The following is a 23,971-nucleotide window of genomic DNA, read 5'->3' as shown; positions in this document are numbered from 1 at the left end:
GCGCTACTTACGGCATCAGCATACCACCATTGACGTGCAGAGTTTGACCAGTAATATAGCGTGCCTGCTCGGAAGCAAGGAACAAGACGGCAGCAGCCACATCGTCAACCTCACCGAACTTACCTAGTGCCGTCTGCGCAGTAAAAGCAGCACGAACTTCCTCTGGTAGCGATTGAGTCATAACAGTATCAATAAAGCCCGGAGCAACGCAGTTAACAGTGATACCACGGCTGCCCACTTCACGTGCTAGTGATTTGGAAAACCCCATTAAGCCAGCTTTGGCAGCGGCGTAATTGCTCTGACCAGCGTTGCCCATCGCGCCCACCACGGAGGTGATACTGATGATGCGGCCGCTGCGCTGTTTCATCATACCGCGCAACACGGCTTTGCTGGCGCGGAACACAGATTTGAGATTGACCTGCATGATGTCATCCCACTCCTCTTCTTTCATGCGCATCAACAAACTATCGCGCGTAATACCGGCATTGTTTACTAAAATATCTAATCTACCAAATTCTTTTTCGATACCAGCAATCAAATTTTCGATACTATTTTCTTCATTGATTTCCAGCACACGACCATGTCCCTGCCAAGGTTCCAACTGCCGGCCAACAGCAACTGCGCTTTCTTCGGTAATAGCGGTACCAATCACCGTAGCACCAGCTTGCGCCAGCGTGGAAGCAATGGCAGCACCGATACCACGTGAAGCTCCAGTAACCAATGCAATTTTTTGAGATAGATTTTGGGTAAGCATATTGGGATTCCTTGTGTTAAGAGTTAGATATAGCAGATTAGATTAATTTTCGCTACGATTGGCTCGCCTGCCGTACTACTGTACTGTTTATGACTCGTCACCTTGTATCAAACAGTGTATTAATCCGCTATAGGTTTTCAGATAATGGTTCAATTCAGTAGCAACCAAAAGCTACCTGAAAGCTTAATGGGCGGCGATAAATGTGTCCATCGCTTCCTGCGAAACGAGCGCGGCGCACACCGCGGCTTTGTCGATGCGTTTGGCCAGGCCGGCCAGCACTTTGCCGGGACCGCATTCGGCGGATTCGACGATGCCTTCGCGCACGAGGAGCGCCACAGTTTCCGTCCAGCGCACCGGGCTGTAAAGCTGGCGCACCAGCGCGTCTTTGATTTGCGCGGAGTCGGTGTAGGAAGCCACGTCCACGTTGTTGACCACACGGATTTGCGGCGCATTCAGCACCACATTTTGCAGGGCAGCGGCCAGTTTTTCGGCGGCAGGCTTCATCAGGCTGCAGTGAGAAGGCACAGACACAGGCAGCGGCAGCGCACGTTTGGCACCGGCTTCTTTGGCCGCAGCCATGGCGCGTTCCACCGCAGCGGCATCACCGGCAATCACCACTTGGCCGGGCGAATTGAAGTTCACCGCCTCAGCCACCTGCCCTTGCGCGGCAGCGGCGCAGATTTGGCGCACGGCATCGTCTTCCAGCCCCAAAATGGCAGCCATCGCGCCCTGCCCCTGCGGCACGGCCGACTGCATCAGCTCGGCACGCAGGCGCACCAGGCGCACGGCATCGGCAAAATCCAGGCTGCCGGCAGCCACTAGTGCGCTGTATTCGCCCAAGCTGTGCCCGGCCACGGCGGCGGGGATTTTGCCGCCCGCTTCGAGGTAGGCGCGGTAGGTGGCCACACCGGCGGCGAGCATCAAGGGCTGGGTGTTGACGGTTTGGCCGATGAGCGCGGCATCTTCGCCGTTCATCATCGCCCACAAATCCTCGCCCAGCGCGGCGGAGGCCTGCTCAAAGGTTTGGCGGACAACAGCGCTGCCGTCGAAACCGGCCATCATATTCAGGCTCTGCGAGCCCTGGCCGGGGAAGAAAAAGGCAAAAGACATGGGGTTTCCTTCTGTATTAAGAGTGTTGCTTTGGAAGCGTACAGGCTACCTGAAAGCGGTATTCAGATTTTTCAGGTAGCCTTTTAGCTTGGCCAATCGGGCTTAAAGTGTTTTGAAACAGCTGGGCAGTATGGCAAGGTTAACCGAATTCTGCCACAAACAGGCTACCTGAAAATGTTGATTTCAAAATTTCAGGTAGCCTTATATCTAACAAGCCTAATCAGCGCCCGTGGTAGTTCGGAGCTTCTTTGGTAATCTGCACATCGTGCACGTGCGATTCGCTCATGCCGGCGGCGGTGATTTCCACAAACTCGGCCTTTTCGTGCATTTCGGCAATATTGGCGCAGCCCAAATAGCCCATGCTGGAGCGCAAGCCGCCCACCAGCTGGTGGATAATGTTCACAATCGGCCCTTTATACGGCACGCGGCCTTCGATGCCCTCGGGCACGTATTTGTCGGCGCTATCTTGTTTGTCTTGGAAATAGCGGTCGGACGAGCCTTGGCTCATCGCGCCCAGCGAACCCATGCCGCGATAGGATTTGTAGGAGCGGCCTTGATAGAGCTCGATTTCGCCCGGTGCTTCGTCTGTGCCGGCAAACATGCCGCCCAGCATCACGGTGGAGGCGCCGGCAGCCAAGGCTTTGGCCACGTCGCCGGAGAAGCGGATGCCGCCGTCGGCAATCAGCGGCACGCCGGTGCCTTTGAGCGCCTCGGCCACGTTGTGAATCGCCGTCAGCTGCGGCACGCCCACGCCGGCCACGATGCGGGTGGTGCAAATCGAGCCCGGGCCGATGCCCACTTTCACTGCATCTGCCCCGGCAGCCACCAAATCGCGTGCCGCCTGTGCAGTGGCAATATTACCGCCAATTACCTGCACTTGCGGGAAGTATGCCTTCACCCAACGCACCCGATCCAAAACACCTTGGCTGTGGCCGTGTGCGGTGTCCACCACAATCACGTCCACCCCGGCAGCCACCAGGGCGGCTACGCGTTCGTCGGTTTCCGGGCCCACGCCCACCGCAGCACCTACGCGCAAGCGGCCGTCTTGGTCTTTATTGGCATAGGGGAATTCGGTGGTTTTCAAAATATCGCGCACCGTGATCAGGCCTTTGAGCTCGTCTTGGGCGTTCACAACCAAAACGCGCTCGACCTTATGCTGATGCATCAGTTCGCGCGCGTCTTCAATGCTGGTGCCCTCAGGCACGGTAACCAATTCGGCCCGGGGCGTCATAATGGCAGACACCGGTTGGTCGAGGCGGGTTTCAAAGCGTAAATCACGGTTGGTAACCAAGCCCACCAGTTTGCCGTCCTGCACCACCGGCAGGCCGGACATCTGCCGCTTGCGTTGTGCACGCATTTCCAACAGCTGGCCAACCAACATTTCCGGCACAATCGTAATCGGATCTTTCACCACGCCGCTTTCGTGCCGTTTCACCTTGGCCACTGCTTCGGCTTGGCGTTTAATGCTCATATTCTTATGAATAATGCCGATGCCGCCCTCTTGTGCCATAGAAATGGCCAATCGCGCCTCGGTAACGGTGTCCATGGCGGCGGAAATCAAGGGCATGTTGAGGGAAATATTGCGGGTAAGGCGGGTTTGCAGCGAGACGTGCTTGGGCAGCACTTGGGAATGAGCGGGAACAAGCAATACATCATCAAAGGTGTAGGCTTTTTCAACGATTCGCATGATTAAAACCTTCTTGTCGGTTGCTAATAATGCGGCCGTATTGTAGCAAATTTGCCGGCATTTAGTAAGCAAAACAGCACAAACCGGCCTCAGGCATGACAGCAGGCCACCAGTTGAAGTACAATGGAAACCGATTGTGTAACTATGACTCAACGGGAAGACCGCTCAAATGAATAAAAAATTAACCTTGCTGGCCGCCTGCGCCGCAACCATGTTGTTTTCAGGTAGCCTGATGGCAGAGGACGTGTACCAATGGAATGGCCGCAGCCCCACCTATTCCGATGTGCCGAAAAACCTCATTCCCGCCACCAGCAACATTGTGAATGTGCGCACCCAAACCTCGCGTCCCGCCGCTGCCCCTGCCGGCCACCAACAAAACCAGCTACCACAGGTGCAGAACAACAACGGTGAAATCTCCGCTGCCGATTTACAGGCCATGGCCAACCAAAAACAGCTTGAAGAAAACAAAGCTATTGAAGATGCCAACCGCAAAGTGCGCGAAGAAAATGAGGCCGCCCGTGCCAGCGCCTGCAGCACTGCCAAAATCAACCTGCAACACGCGCAAACTGCCCGCATCCAAAACCGCGAGCAGCTTGTTCAGCAATATCAGAGCAACGTAAATCAATTCTGCAACTAACGGCGCTCCAGCCGGTTTGATTCAGCCGGCCGTCCGGTCTTGCCGTTTCACTTTCCAGCAAACCTTCGGCCATGTCTGATTTCGACCCGCATGCCATTATCAGCAACCTGCCCAACCTGCCCGGCGTTTACCGCTTTTCGAATAAGGATGGGCAGGTTTTGTACGTTGGCAAAGCCGTCAACCTCAAACGTCGCGTGGGCAGCTATTTTCAAAAAAATGACTTATCCCCGCGCATTGCCCTGATGGTACGGCAGATTACTCATATCGAAATCACGGTAACCCGCTCCGAAACCGAAGCGCTGATTCTCGAAAACAACTTCATCAAGGCTTTGTCGCCCAAATACAATATCCTGTTTCGCGACGACAAGTCCTACCCCTACCTCATGCTCACTGGGCATGACTACCCACAGATGGCCTACTACCGCGGCAGCCTGAAGAAAACCAACCAATACTTCGGCCCCTACCCCAATAGCTATGCCGTGCGCGACAGCATTCAGATTTTGCAGAAAGTTTTCCTGCTGCGCACCTGCGAAGACAGCGTATTCGAACACCGCGACCGCCCCTGCCTGCTCTACCAAATCAAACGCTGTTCCGCTCCCTGTGTCGGCCACATTTCACAGGAAGACTACCGCACCAGCGTGGAAGAAGCCGCCACCTTCCTCAACGGCAAAGCCGACCGCCTGCTGCAAAACCTCACCGCCAAAATGCAGCAGGCCGCCGAAACGCTCGACTTCGAACACGCTGCCCGCTACCGCGACCAAATCCAAGCCCTGGGCAAAATCCAGAGCCAGCAATTTATCGACAGCAACAACCCTAACGCCGCCTACAACATCGATATCCTCGCCCTCGCCACCGAACAAGACGGCATCTGTATCCACTGGGTCAGCATCCGCAATGGTCGGCGCGTAGGCGAAAAAAGCTTTTTCCCCGACAGCCGCCACTTTGCCCCCGAAGAAGCCGCCGCCTATGGTGAAGCTTTCGTTGCCCAGCATTATCTCGGCCGCGACAAGCCCGACATCATCATCAGCAACTTCAGGCTACCTGAAAACCTGCAAACCGCCCTAATCGAAGAGCACGGCAAACAAATCCGCTTTATTGCCAAAACCAGCGGCGAGCGGCGCGTGTGGCTGCAAATGGCCGAACAAAACGCCCTGCTCGCCCTGCGCCAGAAACAGCAGCAAAACCAAAACCAAGGACAACGCGTCCAAGCCCTGGCCGAACTGCTGCAGCTGCCCACCGCCGAGCTCAACCGCATCGAATGCTTCGACATCAGCCACACCCAAGGCGAAGCCACCGTCGCTTCCTGCGTGGTATATGAAAACCAAAGTATGCGCCCCGACCAATACCGCCGCTACAACATCAAAACCGCCAAAGCCGGCGACGACTATGCCGCCATGCACGAAGTGCTCACCCGCCGCTACGGCAAACTGGCCGAAGGCAACGAAGAAGACGGCAAATGGCCCGACCTGGTGCTGATCGACGGCGGCAAAGGCCAGGTGGCCATGGCGCAGCAAGTATGGCAGGATTTAGGCATCCGCCTGCCCATGGTCGGCATTGCCAAAGGCCCCGAGCGCAAAGCCGGCCTCGAAGAGCTGATTATTCCGCACTTGGGCACCATCACCCAGCTCCCGCCGCACCACCCCGCCCTGCACCTTTTGCAAACTGTGCGCGACGAGTCCCACCGCTTTGCCATCACCGGCCACCGCCGCAAACGTGGCAAAGCCCGCGTTACCTCCTCGCTGGCCGAAATCCCCGGCGTGGGCGACAAGCGCCGCCGCAACCTGCTCACCCGCTTCGGCGGCCTGCGCGGTATCCAAGCCGCCAGTATCGACGACTTGGCCCAAACCGAAGGCATCAGCCGCACCTTGGCTGAAAAAATCTACGAAGCCCTACACTGAAAGACCGCAATATGCCCTGGAACATCCCCATCCTGCTTACCTGGTCGCGCATCCTCATGATTCCGCTATTTACCGCCCTTTTCTACCTGCCCGCCTCCTGGCGCGTGGGTATCCAAACCGTCAACACCTGCGCCGCCGCATTATTCGTGCTCGCTGCCGTGACCGACTGGTTCGATGGCTACCTCGCCCGCAAATGGAAGCAAACCTCCGACTTCGGCGCCTTCCTCGACCCCGTGGCCGACAAACTCATGGTGGCTGTCGCCCTCATCCTCCTCGTCCGCCTCGACCGCACCTGGGCCATCTGCGCTATCATTATCATCGGCCGCGAAATCACCATCTCCGCCCTACGCGAATGGATGGCGCAGCTGGGCAAACGCAACAGCGTGGCCGTGGCCACCGTTGGCAAATTCAAAACCGCCGCCCAAATGGCCGCCATCACCCTGCTGCTGCTGCAAAGCTGGCCCGCCCTCGGCCTCGACTTCATCTGGCTGGGCAACACCCTCATGTTCGTCGCCTGCGTGCTCACCCTGTGGTCGATGTTCTACTACCTCAAAATGGCTTCCAGAGAATTCAAACAGCCCCGCCCGCCCAAAACTATCTGATAGCGCAAACTTCAACGAGGTAAAAACAAACACAGCAAAACAGAACGCGCAGATAATATTTAAATATTTTTAAACATTCGAGAAGCGTATCATCTTGTTACCCCACCCACCGATGCTCTCAATATCATCAATCTTCCCTTGTTTTGCATCGGCAAAACATGAAGGTTGGATTTTTATGATTTTCAGGTAACCTGTACCAACATCTACCAACGCTTGCTGCTTGCTCCTGATTGGGCGCTATTTGCTGCTGCGCAGCCTACTGCCGCATGAATTACCTCTGCCGAACAAGTGCGCCCGCTGTTCGCCGTCATGCCCGCAAGCCTAACCCAGCGGCTGCAATCCTTGCTATACTTCGCCCACCACCCGCGCATCGCCGAGGTATTGAGCCAAGCCGGCGCGGCACGCATCCGCCTGCTCAGTTCGGCTGCAGAGTTGGAAAACGCTTTAATTGCCGAACGGCAACACCTAACTCAGGCTACCTGAAAATTGAAATTCCAATGTGCGCAAACGCCACACCGGCTTTCAGGTAGCCTCACAACCGATTGAATATTATGAAAGGAATAGCATGAGCCAACCGGAAAACGAATCCGTACCCGCCGTACAGCCTCCCGCTCCCGCCCCGGCCAGCCCTGTCGCGCCGGTGGTTGTTAAATCCGGCGGCAAAGGCTTAGGCGCGTTTGCCCTCGTGCTGGCCGTGCTCGGCCTCGGTGCCAGCGGCTTTTTGTTTGTGCAGGGGCAAAACCTGCTCAAACGCCAGGAAATCCAGTTCGATCAAAAAATCAATCAGGCTGCCTTGGGCGAATCGCAAAATGCCGCCCTCTTGGCCGATGCCGGCCGCAAGCTGCAAGACAATGAAGCTATAATCAAGCAGCTGCAAAGCGATATGCAAACCCAGCAGGCTGAAGTTGCCGCCAACAACCGCGCCCTGCAAGAGCTGCTGAAAACCCGTAGCGACTGGGTGGTGGACGAAGCCGAGGCCGCGCTCAATCTGGCCGGTCAGCAGCTGGTGATTGCCGACAATGTGCCTGCCGCCGTGGCTGTGCTCGAAGGACTGGATGCCCGTTTGGCGCGTTTCGAGCAGCCGCAGCTGCTGCCTTTGAAGCAGGCCGTTAGTGCCGACTTGGCCAAACTGCGCCAGCGCCCCTTCACCGACACCGCCAATGCCGCGCTGCGCTTGAGCCGCCTGGAAGCCGCCGTAGGCGCACTGCCGCTCTTGGCCGATTCCAGCCTGCGCCCGCCGCAAGCCGCCGCACCTGCTGCCACCTCGCCAAATGATCCGTGGTGGCGCCAAGCCTGGAACCGCACTCTCGGCGGTCTCAAAGGCATGGTGGAAATCCGCCGCCTCAATAGCACCGATGCGCTCCTGATGTCGCCCGAACAGGCATTTTATGTGCGCGAAAACCTGCGCCTACACCTGCTCTCTGCCCGCGTGGCTCTGATGCAGCGTCAAAACGATATTTACCAAAACGACCTGGCCGCCTCGGAAAACGCCGTGCGCCAATACTTTGACGCTGCTACCCCCGCGGCCCAATCCTGGCTGCGCGAAATCGCCCAGCTCAAAGCCATCCAGCCGGGTAGCGGCAACGTGGGCGACAGCCTTTCTGCCAGCCTGAAAGCCATCGCCGACTACCGCCAGCAGCGCCAAGGCGAAATCCTCGGCCAGCCTGAAGCCGCTTCTGAAGCTGCCGCTTCGCAGCCTGCCGCGCCCGTTTCCGTGCCCGCGCCGGCCAGCCAACCCACACCGGCAGCCTCCGCCCCCGCGCTTCCAGCGCCGGCTCAGGCTTCCGCCGCTCACAAGGGGATTGAATCATGAAAGGCCTGATTTGGATTATCGTGCTGTTTGCCGCCGCAGTCGGCCTCACCATTGCCGCGCAGCATTACAGTGGCAACGTGTATATCGTTATCGATCAAACCCAAACCCAGATTGCGGTAAACCTGCATTTATTTGTGGGCGCCATGCTCGTGTTCGTGGTGCTGCTCTACCTGCTGCTGCGCCTGATTAACGGCATCATCAACATTCCCGGCCGCGTGCGCCGCTTCGGCCGCAGCCGCCAGGCGCATCATGCCGAAACTGCGCTCAACAAAGCCGGCCTCGCCTACTTTGAAGGCAAATTCCAACACGCCGAGCAAGAAGCCGCCAAAGTGCTGGAAAACAAAGAAGCCGGTCACAACCGCACCCTCGCCCTGATGCTCGCCGTGCATAGCGCCGACCAAATGGGCGACGATGCTAAGCGTGAAGGCTACCTGAAAGAAATCGCCCAGCTGCCGCATAAAGCCCAGCTCTCGCGCCACCTGCTCGAAGCCGAATCCGCGCTCAACCGGCAGGATTATCCCGCCGCCGAGGCCGCCCTGGCCGCTGCTGCCGCCATCAACCCCAAGCTCACCCGCCTGGTACGCCTGCAGCTGCGCTATATGTTCGAGCAAAACAACCCCTTGGAAGTGCTCGACCGCGTGGCCAAGCTGGAAAAAGCTTCCGCCCTCAACGCCGCCGAAGCCGCCCAATACCGCGAATGGGCTTGGCGCGAACTCCTCGCCCTCGCCGCCGACTATCCCGCCCTTAAAGCCTGCCTCGGCCGCATTCCCAAAGAAATACAGGAAGGCGAACTCTGCGCCCCGATCGCCGAAAAAATGCTGCAAATCGGCCAGTATCCCCGTGTGGTGAAATGGGTAAAAGCCCACTATCCCAAGCATCGTAATGCCCAGCTCCTGCCGCCCATGATTGAAGCCGCCCGCTACCTGAGCCCGCGCGAACAGCAGAAAATCATGGACACCATGGAAGGCTGGCTGCACGACGCACCGCAAGACGCCTCCTTGCTGCTGCACCTCGGCCAAATGGCCTACGCCAAACAACTATGGGGCAAAGCCCAAGGCTACCTCGAAGCCAGTCTGCAAGCCCAAGCCACTCCCCAAGCACGCTTGGTGCTGGCCAAAGTGTTCGACGAAATGGACAAACCCGAGCAGGCTGAGCAGCAACGCCAACTGGTGCTGACCGAAATCACCCCAGAAGACGACGAAAACGCCGCCGAATAAGGGCATACGGAAAAAGGCTACCTGAAAACAAGCTTTGCCAATTTCTGCTCAGCTTGTTTTCAGGTAGCCTTTATTCAAGCCGATAATAACTAAAACCATGATTTTTCATACAAAGTAGCAAACCGCAGGCAATACCAGCAATATGTCAAGGCAAATCGGCGCGATTGGAAAGAGAAGTGCTTTGGTAGCAACACATGCCTCCAATAACGGCAATAGTGTAACAACACGGCCACTCCCGCCAATAAGGCTGCCTGAAAATCCATCCCCGTTTTGCGCTAAAATGACCGCTTTCCATTCTTCCACAAGGCCGCCCGTCATGCCCCAGCAAACCGCACACTACCTCAAAGACTACCGCGCCCCCGAATATCTGGTGCCGCACATCCGCCTGAATTTCGACGTGTATGACGACCATACCGCCGTTACCGCCGAACTTTCCATCCAGCCCCAGCCCGATGCCGGCGGCACATTGGTGCTGCAAGGCTCGGCCGAGCTGGTTTCCCTCGAGCTCAACGGCCAAAGGCTACCTGAAACCGCCTACACTTTAGAAAACAACACCCTATCCATCCCGAACGTCCCCGCCCAACCCTTCAAGCTGAGCGTAGCCACCCGCCTTTATCCGCACCAAAACAAATCCCTGATGGGGCTTTACGCGAGCGGCGGCAACCTCTACACCCAATGCGAACCGGAAGGCTTCCGCAAAATCACCTACCACCCCGACCGCCCTGACGTGATGGGCATCTACACCACCCGCATCAGCGCCGACCACGCCCGCTTCCCCGTGCTGCTTTCCAACGGCAACCGCACCGGCCACGGCACGCTGCCTGACAACCGCCACTGGGTCGAATGGCACGACCCCTTCGCCAAACCCAGCTACCTGTTCGCCCTCGTGGCCGGCGACTTGGTGTGCACCCGTGACAGCTTCACCACCCGAAGCGGCCGCCAAGTGGCGCTCGAATTCTTCACCCGTGCCGAAGATGCCGGCAAAGTGCGCTTCGGCATCGAATCGCTCAAACACGCCATGCGTTGGGACGAAACCCGTTTCGGCCTCGAATACGATTTGGATATTTTCATGGTGGTGGCCGTGGGCGACTTCAACATGGGCGCGATGGAAAACAAAGGCTTGAACATTTTCAACACCGCCTGCGTACTAGCCGACAGCCGCACCGCCACCGATGCCGATTTCGAGCGCGTGGAAGGCGTAATCGCCCACGAATACTTCCACAACTGGACCGGTAACCGCGTTACCTGCCGCGACTGGTTCCAGCTCTCGCTCAAAGAAGGCCTCACCGTATTCCGCGACCAAGAATTCTCCGCCGACCGCGCCAGCCGCGAAGTCCGCCGGATTGAAAACGTATCCTTCCTGCGCGCCCACCAATTCCCCGAAGACGCCGGCCCCACCGCCCATCCCGTGCGCCCCGCCAGCTATGTGGAAATGAACAATTTCTACACCCTCACCGTGTATGAAAAAGGCGCCGAAGTGGTGCGCATGTATCACACCTTCCTCGGCGAAGAGGGCTTCCAAAAAGGCATGAAGCTTTATTTCCAGCGCCACGACGGCCAAGCCGTTACCTGCGACGACTTCCGCGCCGCCATGGCCGATGCCAACAGCTTCGATTTCGAGCAATTCGCCCTGTGGTACAGCCAGGCCGGCACGCCGGTGCTGGAGGTTTCAGGTAGCCTGCAAGCCGACAACCGCTTTGTGCTGAACATCCGCCAAAGCATATCGCCCACTCCCGATATGGCCGCCAAACAGCCGATGATGATTCCGCTCAAAATCGCCCTGTTCAGCGCCGACGAAGACACCTTCGGCCAGCCCATCCCCTTCAGGCTACCTGAAAGCGTACAGGAGCAAACCGAAGCCGTGCTCACCCTGCGCCAAGCCGAAGAAACCGTTGCCCTGCAATTTGAAGGCAACCATCAACAAGTCGTTCCCTCGCTGCTGCGCGGCTTCTCCGCCCCAGTAAACCTGTACTACGCCTATAGCGAACACGAACTCTCCGTGCTGCTCGCCTGCGACAGCGACCCCTTCGCCCGCTGGGAAGCCGCGCAAACCCTCTACCGCCGCGCCATCGCTGCCAACGAAGCCGCCCTGCTTTCAGGTAGCCCCCTGCCTGAGCACCGCGCCCTGCTGCAAGCCATCGACTACGTTTTGCGTGCCGACATCAGCGCCGCCTTCCAATCCGCCCTGCTCGCCATTCCCAACGAAGCCGAACTCTGGGCCGGCCGCCAAAACGTCAATCCGCTCATCGTCCACCGCGCCCGAGAAGCCCTGCTCGATTTGATTGCCGCACACTTCGCCGACCAATTTGCTGCACTCAACGCTGAGGCCCGCCGCATGGAAGAAGAGCAATCCGGCCTGGCCGAGCCCTACGAATACCATCCGCAACAAGCAGGCTGGCGCGCCCTGCGCAACGCCTGCCGCGCCTTCATCCTGCGCGCCCGCCCCGGACACATCGAACAAGTGGCCGCCAACTACAATCAAATGGCACGCAACATGACCCACGAATGGGGCATCCTCAGCGCCATCAACCACAACGAGCGCCCCGAGCGCAACCGCCTTCTCGAACAATTCGCCGCCAAATTCCACAGCGACGACCTTGTGATGTGCAAATACTTCAGCTTGATTGCTGCCAGCCACCGCGCCGACACACCCGCGCAAGTGGCCGCCGCGCTCGAACACCCCGCCTTCAGCCTAGAAAACCCCAACAAAACTCGCTCCCTGCTCGGCAGCTTCAGCCGCAACGTGCCGCACTTCCACACAGCAGACGGCAGCGGCTACGCCTTCCTCGCCGACCAAATCGGGCGCATCGATCGCTTCAACCCCCAAATCGCCGCCCGCCTCGCCCAAGCCTTCAACATCTGCGCCCAGCTCGAACCGCAGCGCCGCAGCCTGATGCGCGCCGAGCTGCAAAAACTCGCCGTAAACCCCGCCCTCTCCAAAGACAGCGGTGAAATCATCGGCAAGATTTTGCAGGCTTCTGCATAGGAGGGAGACAACAAAAGGCTACCTGAAAACACCGTGTAGCAAAGTTTCTGCGAAGCTAAAATTTCAGGTAGCCTTTGAACACAAATGCGCGGATAGCAGACGCCCAGCCTATAACAAACCCACTCCACTTCTGCTACAGCATGGCTACACTTGCCATATCGCTGCACAGCCGGCGGTTTACTGTCCGTATTGAAGTATTAATCCTCTATAAACAAAAGGCTACCTGAAAATTTCAGGTAGCCTTTTAACTCAAGCGCCTAGACAACAGGGATCCTCCCTACCGGCAGCATGGTCTGCACTGGCTCACGCGCAATGCCAAGCGCCGAGGATATAGGGCTGTTTCGCGCCGGTGGCGGCGTGGGGGTTGCCCGGCTCGCGGCACACGCGGCAGGCGGCGAGCCAGGCGAAGGCGGCGGCTTCCACCCATTGCGGCGGCAGGTTCAGCTCGTCGGTGGTGGCGGTACAGATGCCGAGCGGGGCGAGCCTGCCGGAGAGCTCGGCCATCAGCACGGGGTTGAACACGCCGCCGCCGCAGGCAAACACTTCGCGCACGCCTGGGGCATGGGCGGCAATGGCGTCGGCGATGCTTTGTGCGGTGAGGGCGTTGAGGGTGCGCACGATATCAGCGGGGGCGTAGCTGCTTTCCGGCGGCTGTATGCTGATTTCGCTGTTTTTCAGGTAGCCTTGCAGCCAATCGAGGGAAAACAAATCGCGGCCGGTGCTTTTCGGCGGGGTGCAGTGGAAATAAGGGTGTGCCAGCAGGGTTTGCAGCAGTTTGGGGATAACGCGGCCGCTGCGGGCAAGGGCACCGTCTCGGTCGCAGGCTTGGCCGAAATGGTGCTGCATATAGGCATCGGCCAACATATTGCCGGGGCCGGTGTCGAAGCCGCTGGCATCGGCATGCGGTTGCAACACGCTGATGTTGGCAATGCCGCCGATATTGAGCACCACGCGGCCATACTCCGGGCTGCCGAACACGGCCTGATGGAAGGCGGGCACGAGCGGCGCGCCTTGGCCGCCGCCGGCCATATCGCGGCGGCGGAAGTCGCCCACGGTGTCGATGCCGGTGAGCTCGGCCAAGAGTGGCAGATTGATGAGCTGCACGGTGTAGCCGTGTTCGGGGGCATGGCGCACGGTTTGGCCATGCGCGCCGATGGCGGCAATATTGCGCGGGGCAAGCTTTTGCTGTGCCAGCAGGCCGTTCACGGCTTGGGCATTAAGCTCGGCCAACTCTTGCGCGAGCACTTCGCTGCGGTGGATTTCGTTGCCGCAGGGGTTTTGCAAATCCAGCAGGCGGCGGCGCAAATCATCGCTGTAGGGCACGGCAAAATGGCCGAGCGCGCCCTGCCATTGGGTGCCGTCAAAAGCCGCCAGCACGGCATCTACGCCGTCCATGCTGGTGCCGGACATCAGGCCGATATAGTATTGGGTCATGGTGCGGATTATGTGGGAAAGACGGCGGCATTATATAGCGAACGGCAGCTGTTTTCAGGTAGCCCCATTGGCGGATTGGACTATAATGCCCGTACTGCTTTCAGGTAGCCTCCGCCGCGATAAGGCTACCTGAAACGCTATGTTTACGATTTGCCGTATTAAGGACACTCATGAGCCACTATTCCGCTATCGGCTTCCCTACTATCAACAGCAACGACGAGCTGAACGACCTCATCCGCCAGGCCCTGCGCACACTTGCCGAAAATGAGGACGACACGGAAGAGCACTCTTCCGAAGCCGAGCCTGCCGACAACTATATGGTGTATTCCGATCCCAGCGGCGCGGAATTATGGCTGGGCTTTTCAAACGACGACAGCCTGCTCTGCGCCGAACCCTATTTTTCAGGTAGCCTGCACACCGTAGGCATAGATGCTGTGTTCCCCAGCGGCTATGGCGACGGCACAGGCTCGGTGCAGGCCTGGATGAACGGCAGCGAATGGAAAGACGGCGAATGGCTGGGCGGCAGTTATCCTTTCGTGTTTGACACCCCCGATTTGGCCAGCTTCCCCGAGCAATCAGAAAGCACCAGCTGCCAAATCCGCCTGTGTGCCTTTGCCGAAGAGGCTGATATTTTTGCCGATGAAGCCGCATTTGAAGCGCAACAAGACCCTGAACTGCCATTAAGCAGCACATTCTTCACCCCGTTGGGTATGTTTCAATCTTCCGATAATGCGGAAAATCCAGCCAAAGCGAGTGCATGGTTTATCGGCACTGTGCGCGCAGCCGAAACGCGCCGCAACGAATTATCGGGCAATGATTTCTACTGCTGCCTGATCGAAACCCACGGCGGCACGCTGCAAGCGGTATTCCCAAGCGATATGTTGGAGCATGCGCCGCAAACTGGCAATGTCATTAGCGGCAAATACTGGCTAACCGGGCGCCTGGCAGCCTAAAAATTTACTTTACCCAATAGAAGGAAACTCCATGAGCAAGCAAAAAACCTGGTCCGGCCGTTTCAATGAGCCTGTGTCCGAACTCGTCAAACAATACACCGGCTCCATCCATTTCGACCAACGCCTTGCCCGCTGGGACATCCAAGGCTCGCTCGCACACGCGCAGATGCTGCACGAAGCCGGCGTGCTCTCCGCGCAGGATTTGGCCGATATTCAGCGCGGCATGGCCGAAATCCAAGCCGAAATCGAAGCAGGCAGCCTGCAATGGTCGCTCGATTTGGAAGACGTGCACATGAACATCGAACGCCGCCTCACCGACAAAATCGGCGACGCGGGCAAACGCCTGCACACCGGCCGCAGCCGCAACGACCAAGTCGCCACCGACATCCGCCTGTGGCTGCGCGACGAAATTTCCACCATCCGCCGCCTGATTAAAGACTTGCAGGCTGCCCTGCTTGAGTTGGCCGAACAAAACGCCGCCACCGTCATGCCCGGCTTCACGCATTTACAGGTCGCCCAGCCCGTCAGCTTCGGCCACCACCTGCTGGCCTATGTGGAAATGTTCGGCCGCGACGACGAACGCATGGCCGACTGCCGCCGCCGCACCAACCGCATGCCGCTGGGCGCTGCCGCGCTGGCCGGCACTACCTTCCCCGTCCGCCGCGAAACCACCGCCGCGCTGTTGGGCTTCGAACAAATCTGCCAAAACTCGCTTGATGCCGTATCCGACCGCGACTTCGCCATCGAATTCACCGCCGCCGCCTCGCTGGTGATGGTGCATTTGAGCCGCCTGTCCGAAGAACTGATTTTGTGGATGTCGCCCCGCTTCGGCTTCATCGACATCGCCGACCGCTTCTGCACCGGTTCCAGCATCATGCCGCAGAAGAAAAACCCCGACGTGCCCGAACTCGTGCGTGGCAAATCCGGCCGCGTCATCGGCCACCTCACCGGTTTGATTATGCTGATGAAATCCCAGCCGCTGGCGTATAACAAAGACAATCAGGAAGATAAAGAGCCACTCTTTGACACCGTGGACACGCTTATCGACACGCTGCGGATTTACGCCGACATGATGCGCGGCATCACCGTGAAACCCGAAGCCATGCGCGCCGCAGTGCTGCAAGGCTTCGCCACCGCCACCGATTTGGCGGACTACCTGGTCAAAAAAGGCCTGCCCTTCCGCGACAGCCACGAAGCCGTCGCCCAAGCCGTGCGCCACGCTGAACAAGCAGGCTGCGACCTTGCCGACCTGCCGCTCACCGTGCTGCAAGGCTTCAGCACATTGATTGAAAACGATGTTTATGAAGTGCTCACGCCCGAAGGCAGCCTGAACGCCCGCAACCACTTGGGCGGCACCGCGCCGGAGCAGGTGAAGTTTCAGGTAGCCCGCTGGCGCGAGATGTTGAAAGGAAACGCATGATGCGTATCTTTCAGGTATAGCCTGTTGCCGCCCCACTGCCTTGCACAAACTTTAGCGATATAATGCGCCCTTCACACCATTTTAATTAAAAAGGAAACATCATGACCAAAGCCCAACTTTCCGCCTGAGGTATGAAAATCGGCCTCAGCGTGCTGGTTATCTTCATCGGCTTCATCATTTGGGACTTGGGCAAAAAATCCGGTGCCAGCAAATTCAGCATGGCCATGCCGTTTTTTGTGCTCGGCTTGGGCGTGATGGGCTTTTTGATGTAAGGAAGTGTTGGTGAATCTGATTTTGAAGCACCCTGTTTGAAAGGCTACCTGAAAACGAGGTCTCTGAAGGAAGCCGAGTTTCTGCGAAGCTAAACGAAATTTCTGCCAGAAGCTGAGTTTTTACGAAGAGAAAACGAAACTTCAACGAAGTTAAAACCACGGCTGCACATTTTCAGGTAGCCTCAATAACGCCATCTGTCGGCCATTGTTGGAAACTATAACTGCCATTGCCGATGCACTGCCGGTCTTGTTATTTTGCGGCGAAACCCGTATCTTGCCTGCCATCCGAAATCCCTATCTGAAAGGAAAAAACATGAGCAACCAAATCATCCACACCTCCGATGCAGCCTTTGAAAAAGATGTATTGAAAGCCGAGCTGCCTGTATTGCTCGACTTCTGGGCTCCTTGGTGCGGCCCCTGCAAAATGATCGCCCCGATTCTGGACGACATCGCTGAAGAATTCCAAGGCAAGCTGCAAGTAGTGAAGATGAATATCGACGAAAACGAGCAAACCCCTGCCCAATTCGGCGTGCGTGGCATTCCCACCCTGATGGTGTTCAACGGCGGCCAGCGCGTGGCCACCAAAGTGGGCGCCCTGAGCAAAGGCCAGCTCACCGATTTCTTGAACGCTTCACTGTAATACTACTTCATTCCGCCACCGCCGCATCTTTCGGCGGTGGCTTTCCTTGACAAGCCGCACTCAAGCTCCTAGAATGCCACCGTTTTGCGCCTATCTCACTTTTGGCGCGCAGCCCTATTCTCCGGCTTATAACAGCCAAAACTCTTAAATCTTCCAAACCCATCCCCACACATATCCCCCATCCCTCCCCATTATCTGAACCGCGCGTTCATTTAATCAATTTATCCATTATTCAACACAAAACATAATCTTATGCACGTTTCCGAACTACAAACCCAGCACATTTCCAAACTATTGGAAATGGCCGAACAACACGGCATTGAAAACGCCAACCGCCTGCGCAAGCAAGATTTGGTGTTTTCCATCGTCCGCCACATGATGAAACAGGGCGAGAGCTTCAGCTGCTCCGGCACGCTCGAAATCCTGCCCGACGGCTTCGGCTTCTTGCGCAGCACCGATACTTCCTATTTGGCCAGCCCCGACGATATCTACGTTTCCCCCAACCAAATCCGCCGCTTCAACCTGCACACCGGCGACACCATCGAAGGTAGCGTGCGCGTGCCAAAAGATAACGAACGCTACTTCGCCCTCGTGCGCCTAGATAAAATCAACGGCGACGACCCCGAAGTGTGCAAACACAAAATCCTGTTTGAAAACCTCACCCCCCTCTTCCCCACCCGTCCGATCAAACTCGAACGCGATATTAAGGCTGAAGAAAACATCACCGCCCGCGCCATCGATTTGGTTTCCCCCATCGGCATGGGCCAGCGCGCCCTATTGGTGGCCCCGCCCAAAACCGGCAAAACCGTGATGCTGCAAAACATCGCCCACGCCATCACCGCCAACTATCCCGAAGTGGTACTGATTGTGCTGCTGATCGACGAGCGCCCCGAAGAAGTAACCGAAATGACCCGCTCCGTGCGCGGCGAAGTGGTGGCCTCCACCTTCGACGAGCCCGCCGCCCGCCACGTTCAGGTAGCCGAAATGGTGATTGAAAAAGCCAAGCGCATGGTGGAACACAAAAAAGACGTGGTCATCCTGCTCGATTCTATCACCCGCCTGGCGCGCGCCTACAACACCGTTGCCCCCACCTCCGGCAAAATCCTCACCGGCGGCATGGATGCCAACGCCCTGCACCGCCCCAAACGCTTCTTCGGCGCCGCCCGCAACATCGAAGAAGGCGGCTCGCTCACCATCATCGCCACCGCGCTGGTGGAAACCGGCAGCCGCATGGACGACGTGATTTTTGAAGAATTCAAGGGCACTGGCAACATGGAGCTGCACCTCGACCGCCGCATGGCCGAAAAACGCGTGTTCCCGGCCATCAACATCAACAAATCCGGCACCCGCCGCGAAGAAATGCTCGTTTCCAACGACCGCCTGCAACGCATGTGGCTGCTGCGCAAATTCCTCCACCCGATGGACGACCTCGAAGCCACCGAGTTCCTGGTGGGCAAACTCAAAGACAGCAAAACCAACGACGAGTTTTTCGAGCTGATGCGCGGTAAATAAGCCCGATGTATTTCAGGTAGCCTGTGAGGCTACCTGAAACCCATTCCGCATTCGCCTAAAAGCCAGTTATCGCCGCTTCAACCCATAAAGAATACGAGGTGGCGAACCGTAGGCAGGTACAGCAAGGCGAGCCAACGCAGTAGTATCCTTGTTTGAAGTGACGATAAAATGACCGCCCTCGACTACGCCGACAGCCGCACCCTGTGGCAAACCATCCTGGCCGAAACCGCCCAAGCCGCCCAAAGCGAGCCTATGCTCGCCAGCTTCCTACACCAAACCGTGCTGCGCCACAGCAGCATCGACCGCGTGCTCGCCTTCCACCTTTCCAGCAAGCTCGCCAGCCCCGTGATGGACAGCCGCGCGCTCAACGAAATCTTCTTCCAGGCGCTCGACAGCGACACCCGCATCTCCAAAGCCATGCAGGCCGACATCGTCGCCTACTACGAACGCGACCCCGCCTGCGATGCCTACTACCTGCCGCTGCTCTACTACAAAGGCTTCCACGCCGTGCAGGCACACCGCATCAACCACTGGTTGTGGCAGCACGGCCGCAAAACCCTTGCCTACTTCCTGCAAAACCGCGCCTCCGAAGTGTTCGGCATCGACATCCACCCCGCTGCCCGTTTCGGCCACGGCATCATGGTCGATCACGGCACCGGCCTCGTGGTGGGCGAAACCGCCGTTTTAGGCAACGACATCTCCATCCTGCACGGCGTAACCCTCGGCGGCTCTGGCAAAGAATGTGGCGACCGCCACCCCAAAATCAGCGACGGCGTGATGATCGGCGCCAATGCCTCCATCCTCGGCAACATCCGCGTGAACGAATGCGCCAAAGTCGGCGCCGGCAGCGTGGTGGTGCACGACGTGCCCGCCCACAGCACCGTCGTCGGCGTGCCCGCCCGCGTAATCGGCCAAGGCAATGTGCGCCCCTCCGCCGATATGGATCAAAGCTTGGATTCATGATGGCAGATAAAGGCTACCTGAAAACAAACAGAATAGCTTTCTGCCCCGGCTAACATGCCGGCAGATGATTTCAGGTAGCCCTTTCCGCCGGCCCGCCGCTGTATAATCCCCGCAACCTGCCCGATTGCACCCGCCCATGAAAGCCGCCTTTTTCTTTCTTTACCTCATCCAGCTGCTGCCCTTCGCCGCCATCCAAAAGCTGGCCGACGCCATCGGCAGCCTCGCCTATTACGCCGTCGCCCCCCGCCGCCGCATCGGCGAAATCAACCTGCGCCTGTGCTTCCCCGAATTAAGTGAAAAACAGCGCAAAACCCTGCTCAAAAGCCACTTCCGCCACATGGCCAAACTCATTCTCGAATACGGCCTCTATTGGTATGGCAGCGCCGGGCGGCTCAAATCCCTCGTCCGCTACCAAGACAAACACCATCTCGACAACGAACTCGCCGCCGGGAATAAAGTTATCCTGCTTTATCCCCACTTCACCGCCTTCGAGCTCGCCGTGTACGCGCTCAACCAAGACGTGCCGCTCACCAGCATGTATTCCCACCAGAAAAACCCCGTACTCGACCAACAAATCCTGCGCGGCCGCCACCGCTACAACAACGTCTTCCTCATCGGCCGCACCGAAGGCCTGCGCGCCATCATCAAACACCTGCGCGCCGACCCCGCCCCCTTCCTCTACCTGCCCGACCAAGACTTCGGCCCCAAAGATTCCATCTTCGCCGACTTCTTCGGCATCCCCACCGCCACCATCGCCGGCCTTTCCCGCATCGCCGCCCTTACCCGGGCCAAAGTCGTACCCGCCATCCCCACCCGCCAGCCCAACGGCCGCGTTACCCTGCGCTTCTACCCCGCCTGGGAAAACTTTCCCAGCGAAGACGTGCAAGCCGACGTACAGCGCATGAACCACTTCATCGAAGAACGCGTGCGCGAACAGCCCGAGCAATACTTCTGGCTGCACAAACGCTTCAAAACCCGCCCCGCAGGCAGCCCCGATTTCTACGCCAAATCCGGCCGCGCCTAACGATGCAGGCCGTTGGAAACCAATCTTCCAACGGCCTGTTTTCTGCCCATTCCAGCCAAAAGGCTACCTGAAAATACTTTTCAAGCAGCCTTTTCAGCCTCAAACAGCTGTTTTAGCGCTGATTGTAAAGACTGTGGTCGTAGCCCACGCAGAAAGCCGTGCCTTCTGCGCCCTTTCCGGTTTCGATTTCGGAATAAAAACAGCGGTCATCGCCTTCTCCGCGTGCCGCCGTACAGGCCTGTCTGGCTTTAACTGCGGCTCTCCTATCATCTCTGTCGATACCGACAAAGATATCCCGCCGGCTCTGCGGCCTGTCGGTGGCCGTAACCAGTACGGCACAACTATTGGCAAAGGTAGCCAAGATTTCACAACGGGATGAGCGGCAATTTTGCTGCACGGCCTCAATCGCCCGCTGTTCCGAACGGTAGCCGCCCGGCCAAAGCAGGCCTTTGTTTACCGGATCCCAGCCGATGGCCATCCAATACGGCGTGGCGCGGAAATGGGCGATACGTGCTTGCACTTCCGCCTCGCGCTGCTCCCAGGCGCGTATTTCGGCGGCGGTGGGGCCGTGGTAGGTTGGCTGTTGTTGTGCTTCGCGGTTCTGCTGGATTTGCTTGTTCAGCCCGTCTGCCAGCCACGGATCGAAACCATCCGCCCAAGCCAAGCCCGCGCCGCCCAATAGCACTGCCACCAACGCGCCCGCTGCCGTGTTCATCATGGTTTGCTTCATCTTGCCGCTCCTGTCTGGAAAGGGGGAAAAGGGTATTGCCGATGATCGGATTGTAACAAAATACAAGATATTGTAAACATCTGTCCCGCTGCTTGAAGGCTACCTGAAAAAGTTAAACAAAACATTTTTGATGTGGACAATATTAAGTTGCCCTGCTTGCCATACGCTCAATCTTGCCCGGCTTCGCCCGCAGTGCGCCGGTTGTGCACTCGTTTGCCGTGGATGCTGAGGTTGCCGGCGGCGAAGTCGGCCACGGCTTGCGGCAGCAGTTGGTGCTCGATTTTCAGTACGCGTGCGGCCAGGGTGTCGGCGGTGTCGGTATCGTACACGGGCACGGCGCCTTGGGCGATGATGGGGCCGCAATCGAGCTTATCGGTTACGAAGTGCACGGTGCAGCCGGCGAGGCAGCAGCCTTCGTCGATGGCGCGTTGGTGGGTGTGCAGGCCGGGAAAGGCGGGCAACAGGGAGGGATGGATGTTGATGGTTTGATTGGCAAAGCGGCTGCAAAACTCGGGCGGGAGAATGCGCATATAGCCGGCAAGCAGCACAAGGTCGGGCGCGTGGGCAGATACCATCTCGAGCATGGCTTGGTTGAAATCGGCGCAGCTGGGGTAGTCTTTGGGATTGAGGGCGGCGGTATGGATGCCCTGCGCTGCCGCCCAGGCAAGCCCGGAGGCTTGTGGGTTGTCGGAGAGCACGGCGGCGATGTGCAGATTGGGGATATCGGCCTGCACCACGGCCTGCATATTACTGCCGCGGCCGGAAATAAGGATGACGGTTTTGGTCATGGTGTAATCATTTGAAAAGTGGTGGGGAATATTTTTCAGGTAGCCTCTTGTGTATGCAAATATCGTATAACCAACTAATAAAAAATAAAAATAACCTCTTTTAAAGTCAGGAACGAAACATTTGATGCAATCGGCTGGGCTGTGCCGCTCCCTGCTGGCGCAGCCGAACGGAGCGCGGTTTTTCGGGGAGCAATGGCTTGCATGCTCGAAGCGGCCTAGCCGCAAGTTGCAGCTAATCCAGTTTCTCTTTGCGCCCAAAAAACCGCGCGGAGTGAGGGAAGTTTGCGCAGCAAACCTGCAACCGCAGTCACCTTTCTTTTGCTTCCTTTTCTTTGGCGAAGCAAAGAAAACGAGGTCTCCGAAGGAGGCCAAGTTTCAGCGGAGTAAAAACGAAACCTTGGTTAGAAGGGTTCGTTTTAACAAAGTTAAAACAAGACCTCTGCAAGAGAGCTTGTTTTTGCGCAGCTAAACGAGTGCCCCGCGCCGGCATGAGGCGCAAAGGGGAACAGGACACACATGGCAAAGGCTACCTAAAATCCAAAGCAGTTGCCTGAACCCAATTGATGCCGTATAAATAATAGCTTGCACTTTTTCAGGTAGCCTGTGGTGTTACTCAGGCTACCTAAAAATATTTGAATATCTCAGCCCAGCCGCATCATTTCAATCTGCTCGAGGCTGCGGCCGAGGAAGCGTTCGCCGATGGTTTGGAAGCGCAGGGGGATGTCGCTCACATAGAAATGGTAGTCGGCGGGAGTTTGGCTGGGGTTGAGCAGACCGGCTTCGGCCAAGGCGGCAGCAGTGGCTTCGGCGGTGGTGAGCGCGGAATCCACCAGCGCCAGATGTGGGGCTTCGCTTTGCAGCAGGGGTTTGAGCAGGGGGTAGTGGGTGCAGCCGAGCACGAGGGTGTCGATGTCTTCGGCGAGCAGCGGCTTGAGGTATTCGCGCACGGTAAGGCGGGTAACTTCGTGCTCGAGCCAGCCTTCTTCCACCAGCGGCACCAGCAGCGGGCAGGCTTGGGAGGGCACGCGCGCCTGCGGGTTTTGCGCGTGGATGGCGCGGGCGTAGGCGTTGGAATTGACGGTGGTGGAAGTGGCGATGATGCCGATGCGGCCGTTGCGGCTGGTGGCCAGCGCGGCTTGCGCGCCGGCGGCAATCACATCGAGCACGGGCATGCCGCCGGCGGTTTGCCGCACTTTGGCGCCAGCTACGGCGGCGATGGTGTTGCAGGCAATCACCAATGCTTTCACGTCGTGCTGCATTAAGAATTCAACGATTTGCGCGGTGTAGGTTTCGATGGTGCTGCGCGATTTCACGCCGTAAGGCACGCGGGCGGTGTCGCCGAAATAAACGATGTTTTCGTTGGGCAGCCGCTCCATCAGCGCGCGCACCACGGTGAGCCCGCCGACGCCGGAATCGAATACGCCGATGGGGCGCTGCGTGAGGCTGTTCGGTTTCATGTTGCTGGGTTTGCTGTTGCGGGAAAAGGCATATTGTACACGCGCGGCGGATAAGGGAAAGGCTACCTGAAATC

At 57.9% G+C, this 23,971-nt stretch carries 20 protein-coding genes and 1 pseudogene; 14 read left to right on the top strand and 7 right to left on the bottom strand.

From position 1 onward, the window contains the following. Positions 1 to 7: 7 nt before the first annotated feature. The 3 genes from fabG to guaB form a co-directional block, all read right to left on the bottom strand. Complete coding sequence (fabG, locus tag EZJ17_RS03320) at positions 8 to 754, bottom strand: 3-oxoacyl-ACP reductase FabG (protein ID WP_067439577.1); 747 nt, start codon at positions 752 to 754, stop codon at positions 8 to 10. Between the two features lie 183 nt (positions 755 to 937). Beyond that, positions 938 to 1,864 (bottom strand): ACP S-malonyltransferase, encoded by a 927-nt coding sequence (gene fabD, locus EZJ17_RS03315; RefSeq protein ID WP_067439580.1) that lies wholly within the window; start codon positions 1,862 to 1,864, stop codon positions 938 to 940. Between the two features lie 220 nt (positions 1,865 to 2,084). After that, a complete protein-coding gene (gene guaB, locus EZJ17_RS03310; protein ID WP_151086112.1) occupies positions 2,085 to 3,551 on the bottom strand; it encodes an IMP dehydrogenase in 1,467 nt (488 codons plus the stop codon). Positions 3,552 to 3,720: 169 nt separating this feature from the next. On the opposite strand from guaB, the gene EZJ17_RS03305 reads away from it, so the two are divergent. From EZJ17_RS03305 to pepN, 7 genes are all read left to right on the top strand, one after another. Further along, a complete protein-coding gene (locus EZJ17_RS03305) occupies positions 3,721 to 4,188 on the top strand; it encodes a hypothetical protein (protein WP_067439586.1) in 468 nt (155 codons plus the stop codon). A 71-nt stretch (positions 4,189 to 4,259) separates the two neighbouring features. Next, on the top strand, positions 4,260 to 6,086 hold the full coding sequence (gene uvrC, locus EZJ17_RS03300; RefSeq protein WP_067444598.1) for an excinuclease ABC subunit UvrC: 1,827 nt from the start codon (positions 4,260 to 4,262) through the stop codon (positions 6,084 to 6,086). Between the two features lie 11 nt (positions 6,087 to 6,097). Next, on the top strand, positions 6,098 to 6,688 hold the full coding sequence (pgsA, locus tag EZJ17_RS03295; RefSeq protein ID WP_067439592.1) for a CDP-diacylglycerol--glycerol-3-phosphate 3-phosphatidyltransferase: 591 nt from the start codon (positions 6,098 to 6,100) through the stop codon (positions 6,686 to 6,688). Positions 6,689 to 6,997: 309 nt separating this feature from the next. Further along, entirely contained in the window at positions 6,998 to 7,171 is a 174-nt protein-coding gene (locus EZJ17_RS10260; protein ID WP_156496426.1) for a hypothetical protein, read from the top strand. Positions 7,172 to 7,253: 82 nt separating this feature from the next. Beyond that, on the top strand, positions 7,254 to 8,501 hold the full coding sequence (locus EZJ17_RS03290) for a uroporphyrinogen-III C-methyltransferase (protein ID WP_067439600.1): 1,248 nt from the start codon (positions 7,254 to 7,256) through the stop codon (positions 8,499 to 8,501). After that, a complete protein-coding gene (locus EZJ17_RS03285) occupies positions 8,498 to 9,718 on the top strand; it encodes a heme biosynthesis HemY N-terminal domain-containing protein (RefSeq protein WP_151086110.1) in 1,221 nt (406 codons plus the stop codon). The genes EZJ17_RS03290 and EZJ17_RS03285 overlap by 4 nt, the downstream gene beginning before the upstream one ends. Before the next feature lie 316 nt (positions 9,719 to 10,034). After that, positions 10,035 to 12,704 (top strand): aminopeptidase N, encoded by a 2,670-nt coding sequence (gene pepN, locus EZJ17_RS03280; protein ID WP_067439608.1) that lies wholly within the window; start codon positions 10,035 to 10,037, stop codon positions 12,702 to 12,704. A gap of 303 nt (positions 12,705 to 13,007) precedes the next feature. Here the strand turns inward: pepN and EZJ17_RS03275 are convergent, their stop codons facing one another. Next, entirely contained in the window at positions 13,008 to 14,138 is a 1,131-nt protein-coding gene (locus tag EZJ17_RS03275; RefSeq protein WP_067439611.1) for an anhydro-N-acetylmuramic acid kinase, read from the bottom strand. Positions 14,139 to 14,308: 170 nt separating this feature from the next. Between EZJ17_RS03275 and EZJ17_RS03270 the strand changes: the two genes are divergently transcribed. From EZJ17_RS03270 to EZJ17_RS03240, 7 genes and pseudogenes are all read left to right on the top strand, one after another. After that, the gene (locus EZJ17_RS03270) at positions 14,309 to 15,091 is read left to right on the top strand and encodes a hypothetical protein (RefSeq protein WP_067439614.1); all 783 of its coding nucleotides are present in this window, start codon (positions 14,309 to 14,311) and stop codon (positions 15,089 to 15,091) included. 31 nt (positions 15,092 to 15,122) lie between these two features. After that, entirely contained in the window at positions 15,123 to 16,511 is a 1,389-nt protein-coding gene (gene argH, locus EZJ17_RS03265; RefSeq protein ID WP_067444593.1) for an argininosuccinate lyase, read from the top strand. A 131-nt stretch (positions 16,512 to 16,642) separates the two neighbouring features. Then, positions 16,643 to 16,823 (top strand): annotated as a pseudogene (locus EZJ17_RS03260) (DUF2788 domain-containing protein). A gap of 273 nt (positions 16,824 to 17,096) precedes the next feature. Next, complete coding sequence (gene trxA, locus EZJ17_RS03255; RefSeq protein WP_003823052.1) at positions 17,097 to 17,423, top strand: thioredoxin TrxA; 327 nt, start codon at positions 17,097 to 17,099, stop codon at positions 17,421 to 17,423. Between the two features lie 252 nt (positions 17,424 to 17,675). After that, on the top strand, positions 17,676 to 18,935 hold the full coding sequence (gene rho, locus EZJ17_RS03250) for a transcription termination factor Rho (protein ID WP_067439618.1): 1,260 nt from the start codon (positions 17,676 to 17,678) through the stop codon (positions 18,933 to 18,935). Positions 18,936 to 19,103: 168 nt separating this feature from the next. Continuing rightward, complete coding sequence (gene cysE, locus EZJ17_RS03245) at positions 19,104 to 19,898, top strand: serine O-acetyltransferase (protein WP_151086108.1); 795 nt, start codon at positions 19,104 to 19,106, stop codon at positions 19,896 to 19,898. 136 nt (positions 19,899 to 20,034) lie between these two features. Further along, the gene (locus EZJ17_RS03240) at positions 20,035 to 20,922 is read left to right on the top strand and encodes a lipid A biosynthesis lauroyl acyltransferase (RefSeq protein WP_151086106.1); all 888 of its coding nucleotides are present in this window, start codon (positions 20,035 to 20,037) and stop codon (positions 20,920 to 20,922) included. 112 nt (positions 20,923 to 21,034) lie between these two features. Here the strand turns inward: EZJ17_RS03240 and EZJ17_RS03235 are convergent, their stop codons facing one another. The 3 genes from EZJ17_RS03235 to murI all read right to left on the bottom strand — a co-directional run bounded on the left by EZJ17_RS03235 (position 21,035) and on the right by murI (position 23,897). Then, entirely contained in the window at positions 21,035 to 21,652 is a 618-nt protein-coding gene (locus EZJ17_RS03235) for a DUF4189 domain-containing protein (protein ID WP_151086104.1), read from the bottom strand. Positions 21,653 to 21,819: 167 nt separating this feature from the next. Further along, positions 21,820 to 22,440 (bottom strand): phosphoribosylglycinamide formyltransferase, encoded by a 621-nt coding sequence (purN, locus tag EZJ17_RS03230; protein ID WP_151086101.1) that lies wholly within the window; start codon positions 22,438 to 22,440, stop codon positions 21,820 to 21,822. Between the two features lie 641 nt (positions 22,441 to 23,081). After that, complete coding sequence (gene murI, locus EZJ17_RS03225) at positions 23,082 to 23,897, bottom strand: glutamate racemase (protein WP_003821951.1); 816 nt, start codon at positions 23,895 to 23,897, stop codon at positions 23,082 to 23,084. Between the last annotated feature and the right edge of the window lie 74 nt (positions 23,898 to 23,971).

Source organism: Eikenella exigua (genome assembly GCF_008805035.1).
Taxonomy (GTDB): Bacteria; Pseudomonadota; Gammaproteobacteria; order Burkholderiales; family Neisseriaceae; genus Eikenella; species Eikenella exigua.
This window is presented reverse-complemented; position numbering and strand designations above follow the sequence as displayed.

Coding starts and splice junctions, on each gene's coding strand:
- rho (WP_067439618.1), top strand. CDS start 17,676: ATGCACGTTTCCGAACTACAAACCCAGCACATTTCCAAACTATTGGAA.
- EZJ17_RS03235 (WP_151086104.1), bottom strand. CDS start 21,652: ATGAAGCAAACCATGATGAACACGGCAGCGGGCGCGTTGGTGGCAGTG.
- trxA (WP_003823052.1), top strand. CDS start 17,097: ATGAGCAACCAAATCATCCACACCTCCGATGCAGCCTTTGAAAAAGAT.
- guaB (WP_151086112.1), bottom strand. CDS start 3,551: ATGCGAATCGTTGAAAAAGCCTACACCTTTGATGATGTATTGCTTGTT.
- purN (WP_151086101.1), bottom strand. CDS start 22,440: ATGACCAAAACCGTCATCCTTATTTCCGGCCGCGGCAGTAATATGCAG.
- pepN (WP_067439608.1), top strand. CDS start 10,035: ATGCCCCAGCAAACCGCACACTACCTCAAAGACTACCGCGCCCCCGAA.
- EZJ17_RS03305 (WP_067439586.1), top strand. CDS start 3,721: ATGAATAAAAAATTAACCTTGCTGGCCGCCTGCGCCGCAACCATGTTG.
- EZJ17_RS03290 (WP_067439600.1), top strand. CDS start 7,254: ATGAGCCAACCGGAAAACGAATCCGTACCCGCCGTACAGCCTCCCGCT.
- EZJ17_RS03285 (WP_151086110.1), top strand. CDS start 8,498: ATGAAAGGCCTGATTTGGATTATCGTGCTGTTTGCCGCCGCAGTCGGC.
- EZJ17_RS10260 (WP_156496426.1), top strand. CDS start 6,998: ATGCCCGCAAGCCTAACCCAGCGGCTGCAATCCTTGCTATACTTCGCC.
- uvrC (WP_067444598.1), top strand. CDS start 4,260: ATGTCTGATTTCGACCCGCATGCCATTATCAGCAACCTGCCCAACCTG.
- fabG (WP_067439577.1), bottom strand. CDS start 754: ATGCTTACCCAAAATCTATCTCAAAAAATTGCATTGGTTACTGGAGCT.
- murI (WP_003821951.1), bottom strand. CDS start 23,897: ATGAAACCGAACAGCCTCACGCAGCGCCCCATCGGCGTATTCGATTCC.
- pgsA (WP_067439592.1), top strand. CDS start 6,098: ATGCCCTGGAACATCCCCATCCTGCTTACCTGGTCGCGCATCCTCATG.
- EZJ17_RS03275 (WP_067439611.1), bottom strand. CDS start 14,138: ATGACCCAATACTATATCGGCCTGATGTCCGGCACCAGCATGGACGGC.
- EZJ17_RS03240 (WP_151086106.1), top strand. CDS start 20,035: ATGAAAGCCGCCTTTTTCTTTCTTTACCTCATCCAGCTGCTGCCCTTC.
- fabD (WP_067439580.1), bottom strand. CDS start 1,864: ATGTCTTTTGCCTTTTTCTTCCCCGGCCAGGGCTCGCAGAGCCTGAAT.
- EZJ17_RS03270 (WP_067439614.1), top strand. CDS start 14,309: ATGAGCCACTATTCCGCTATCGGCTTCCCTACTATCAACAGCAACGAC.
- argH (WP_067444593.1), top strand. CDS start 15,123: ATGAGCAAGCAAAAAACCTGGTCCGGCCGTTTCAATGAGCCTGTGTCC.
- cysE (WP_151086108.1), top strand. CDS start 19,104: ATGACCGCCCTCGACTACGCCGACAGCCGCACCCTGTGGCAAACCATC.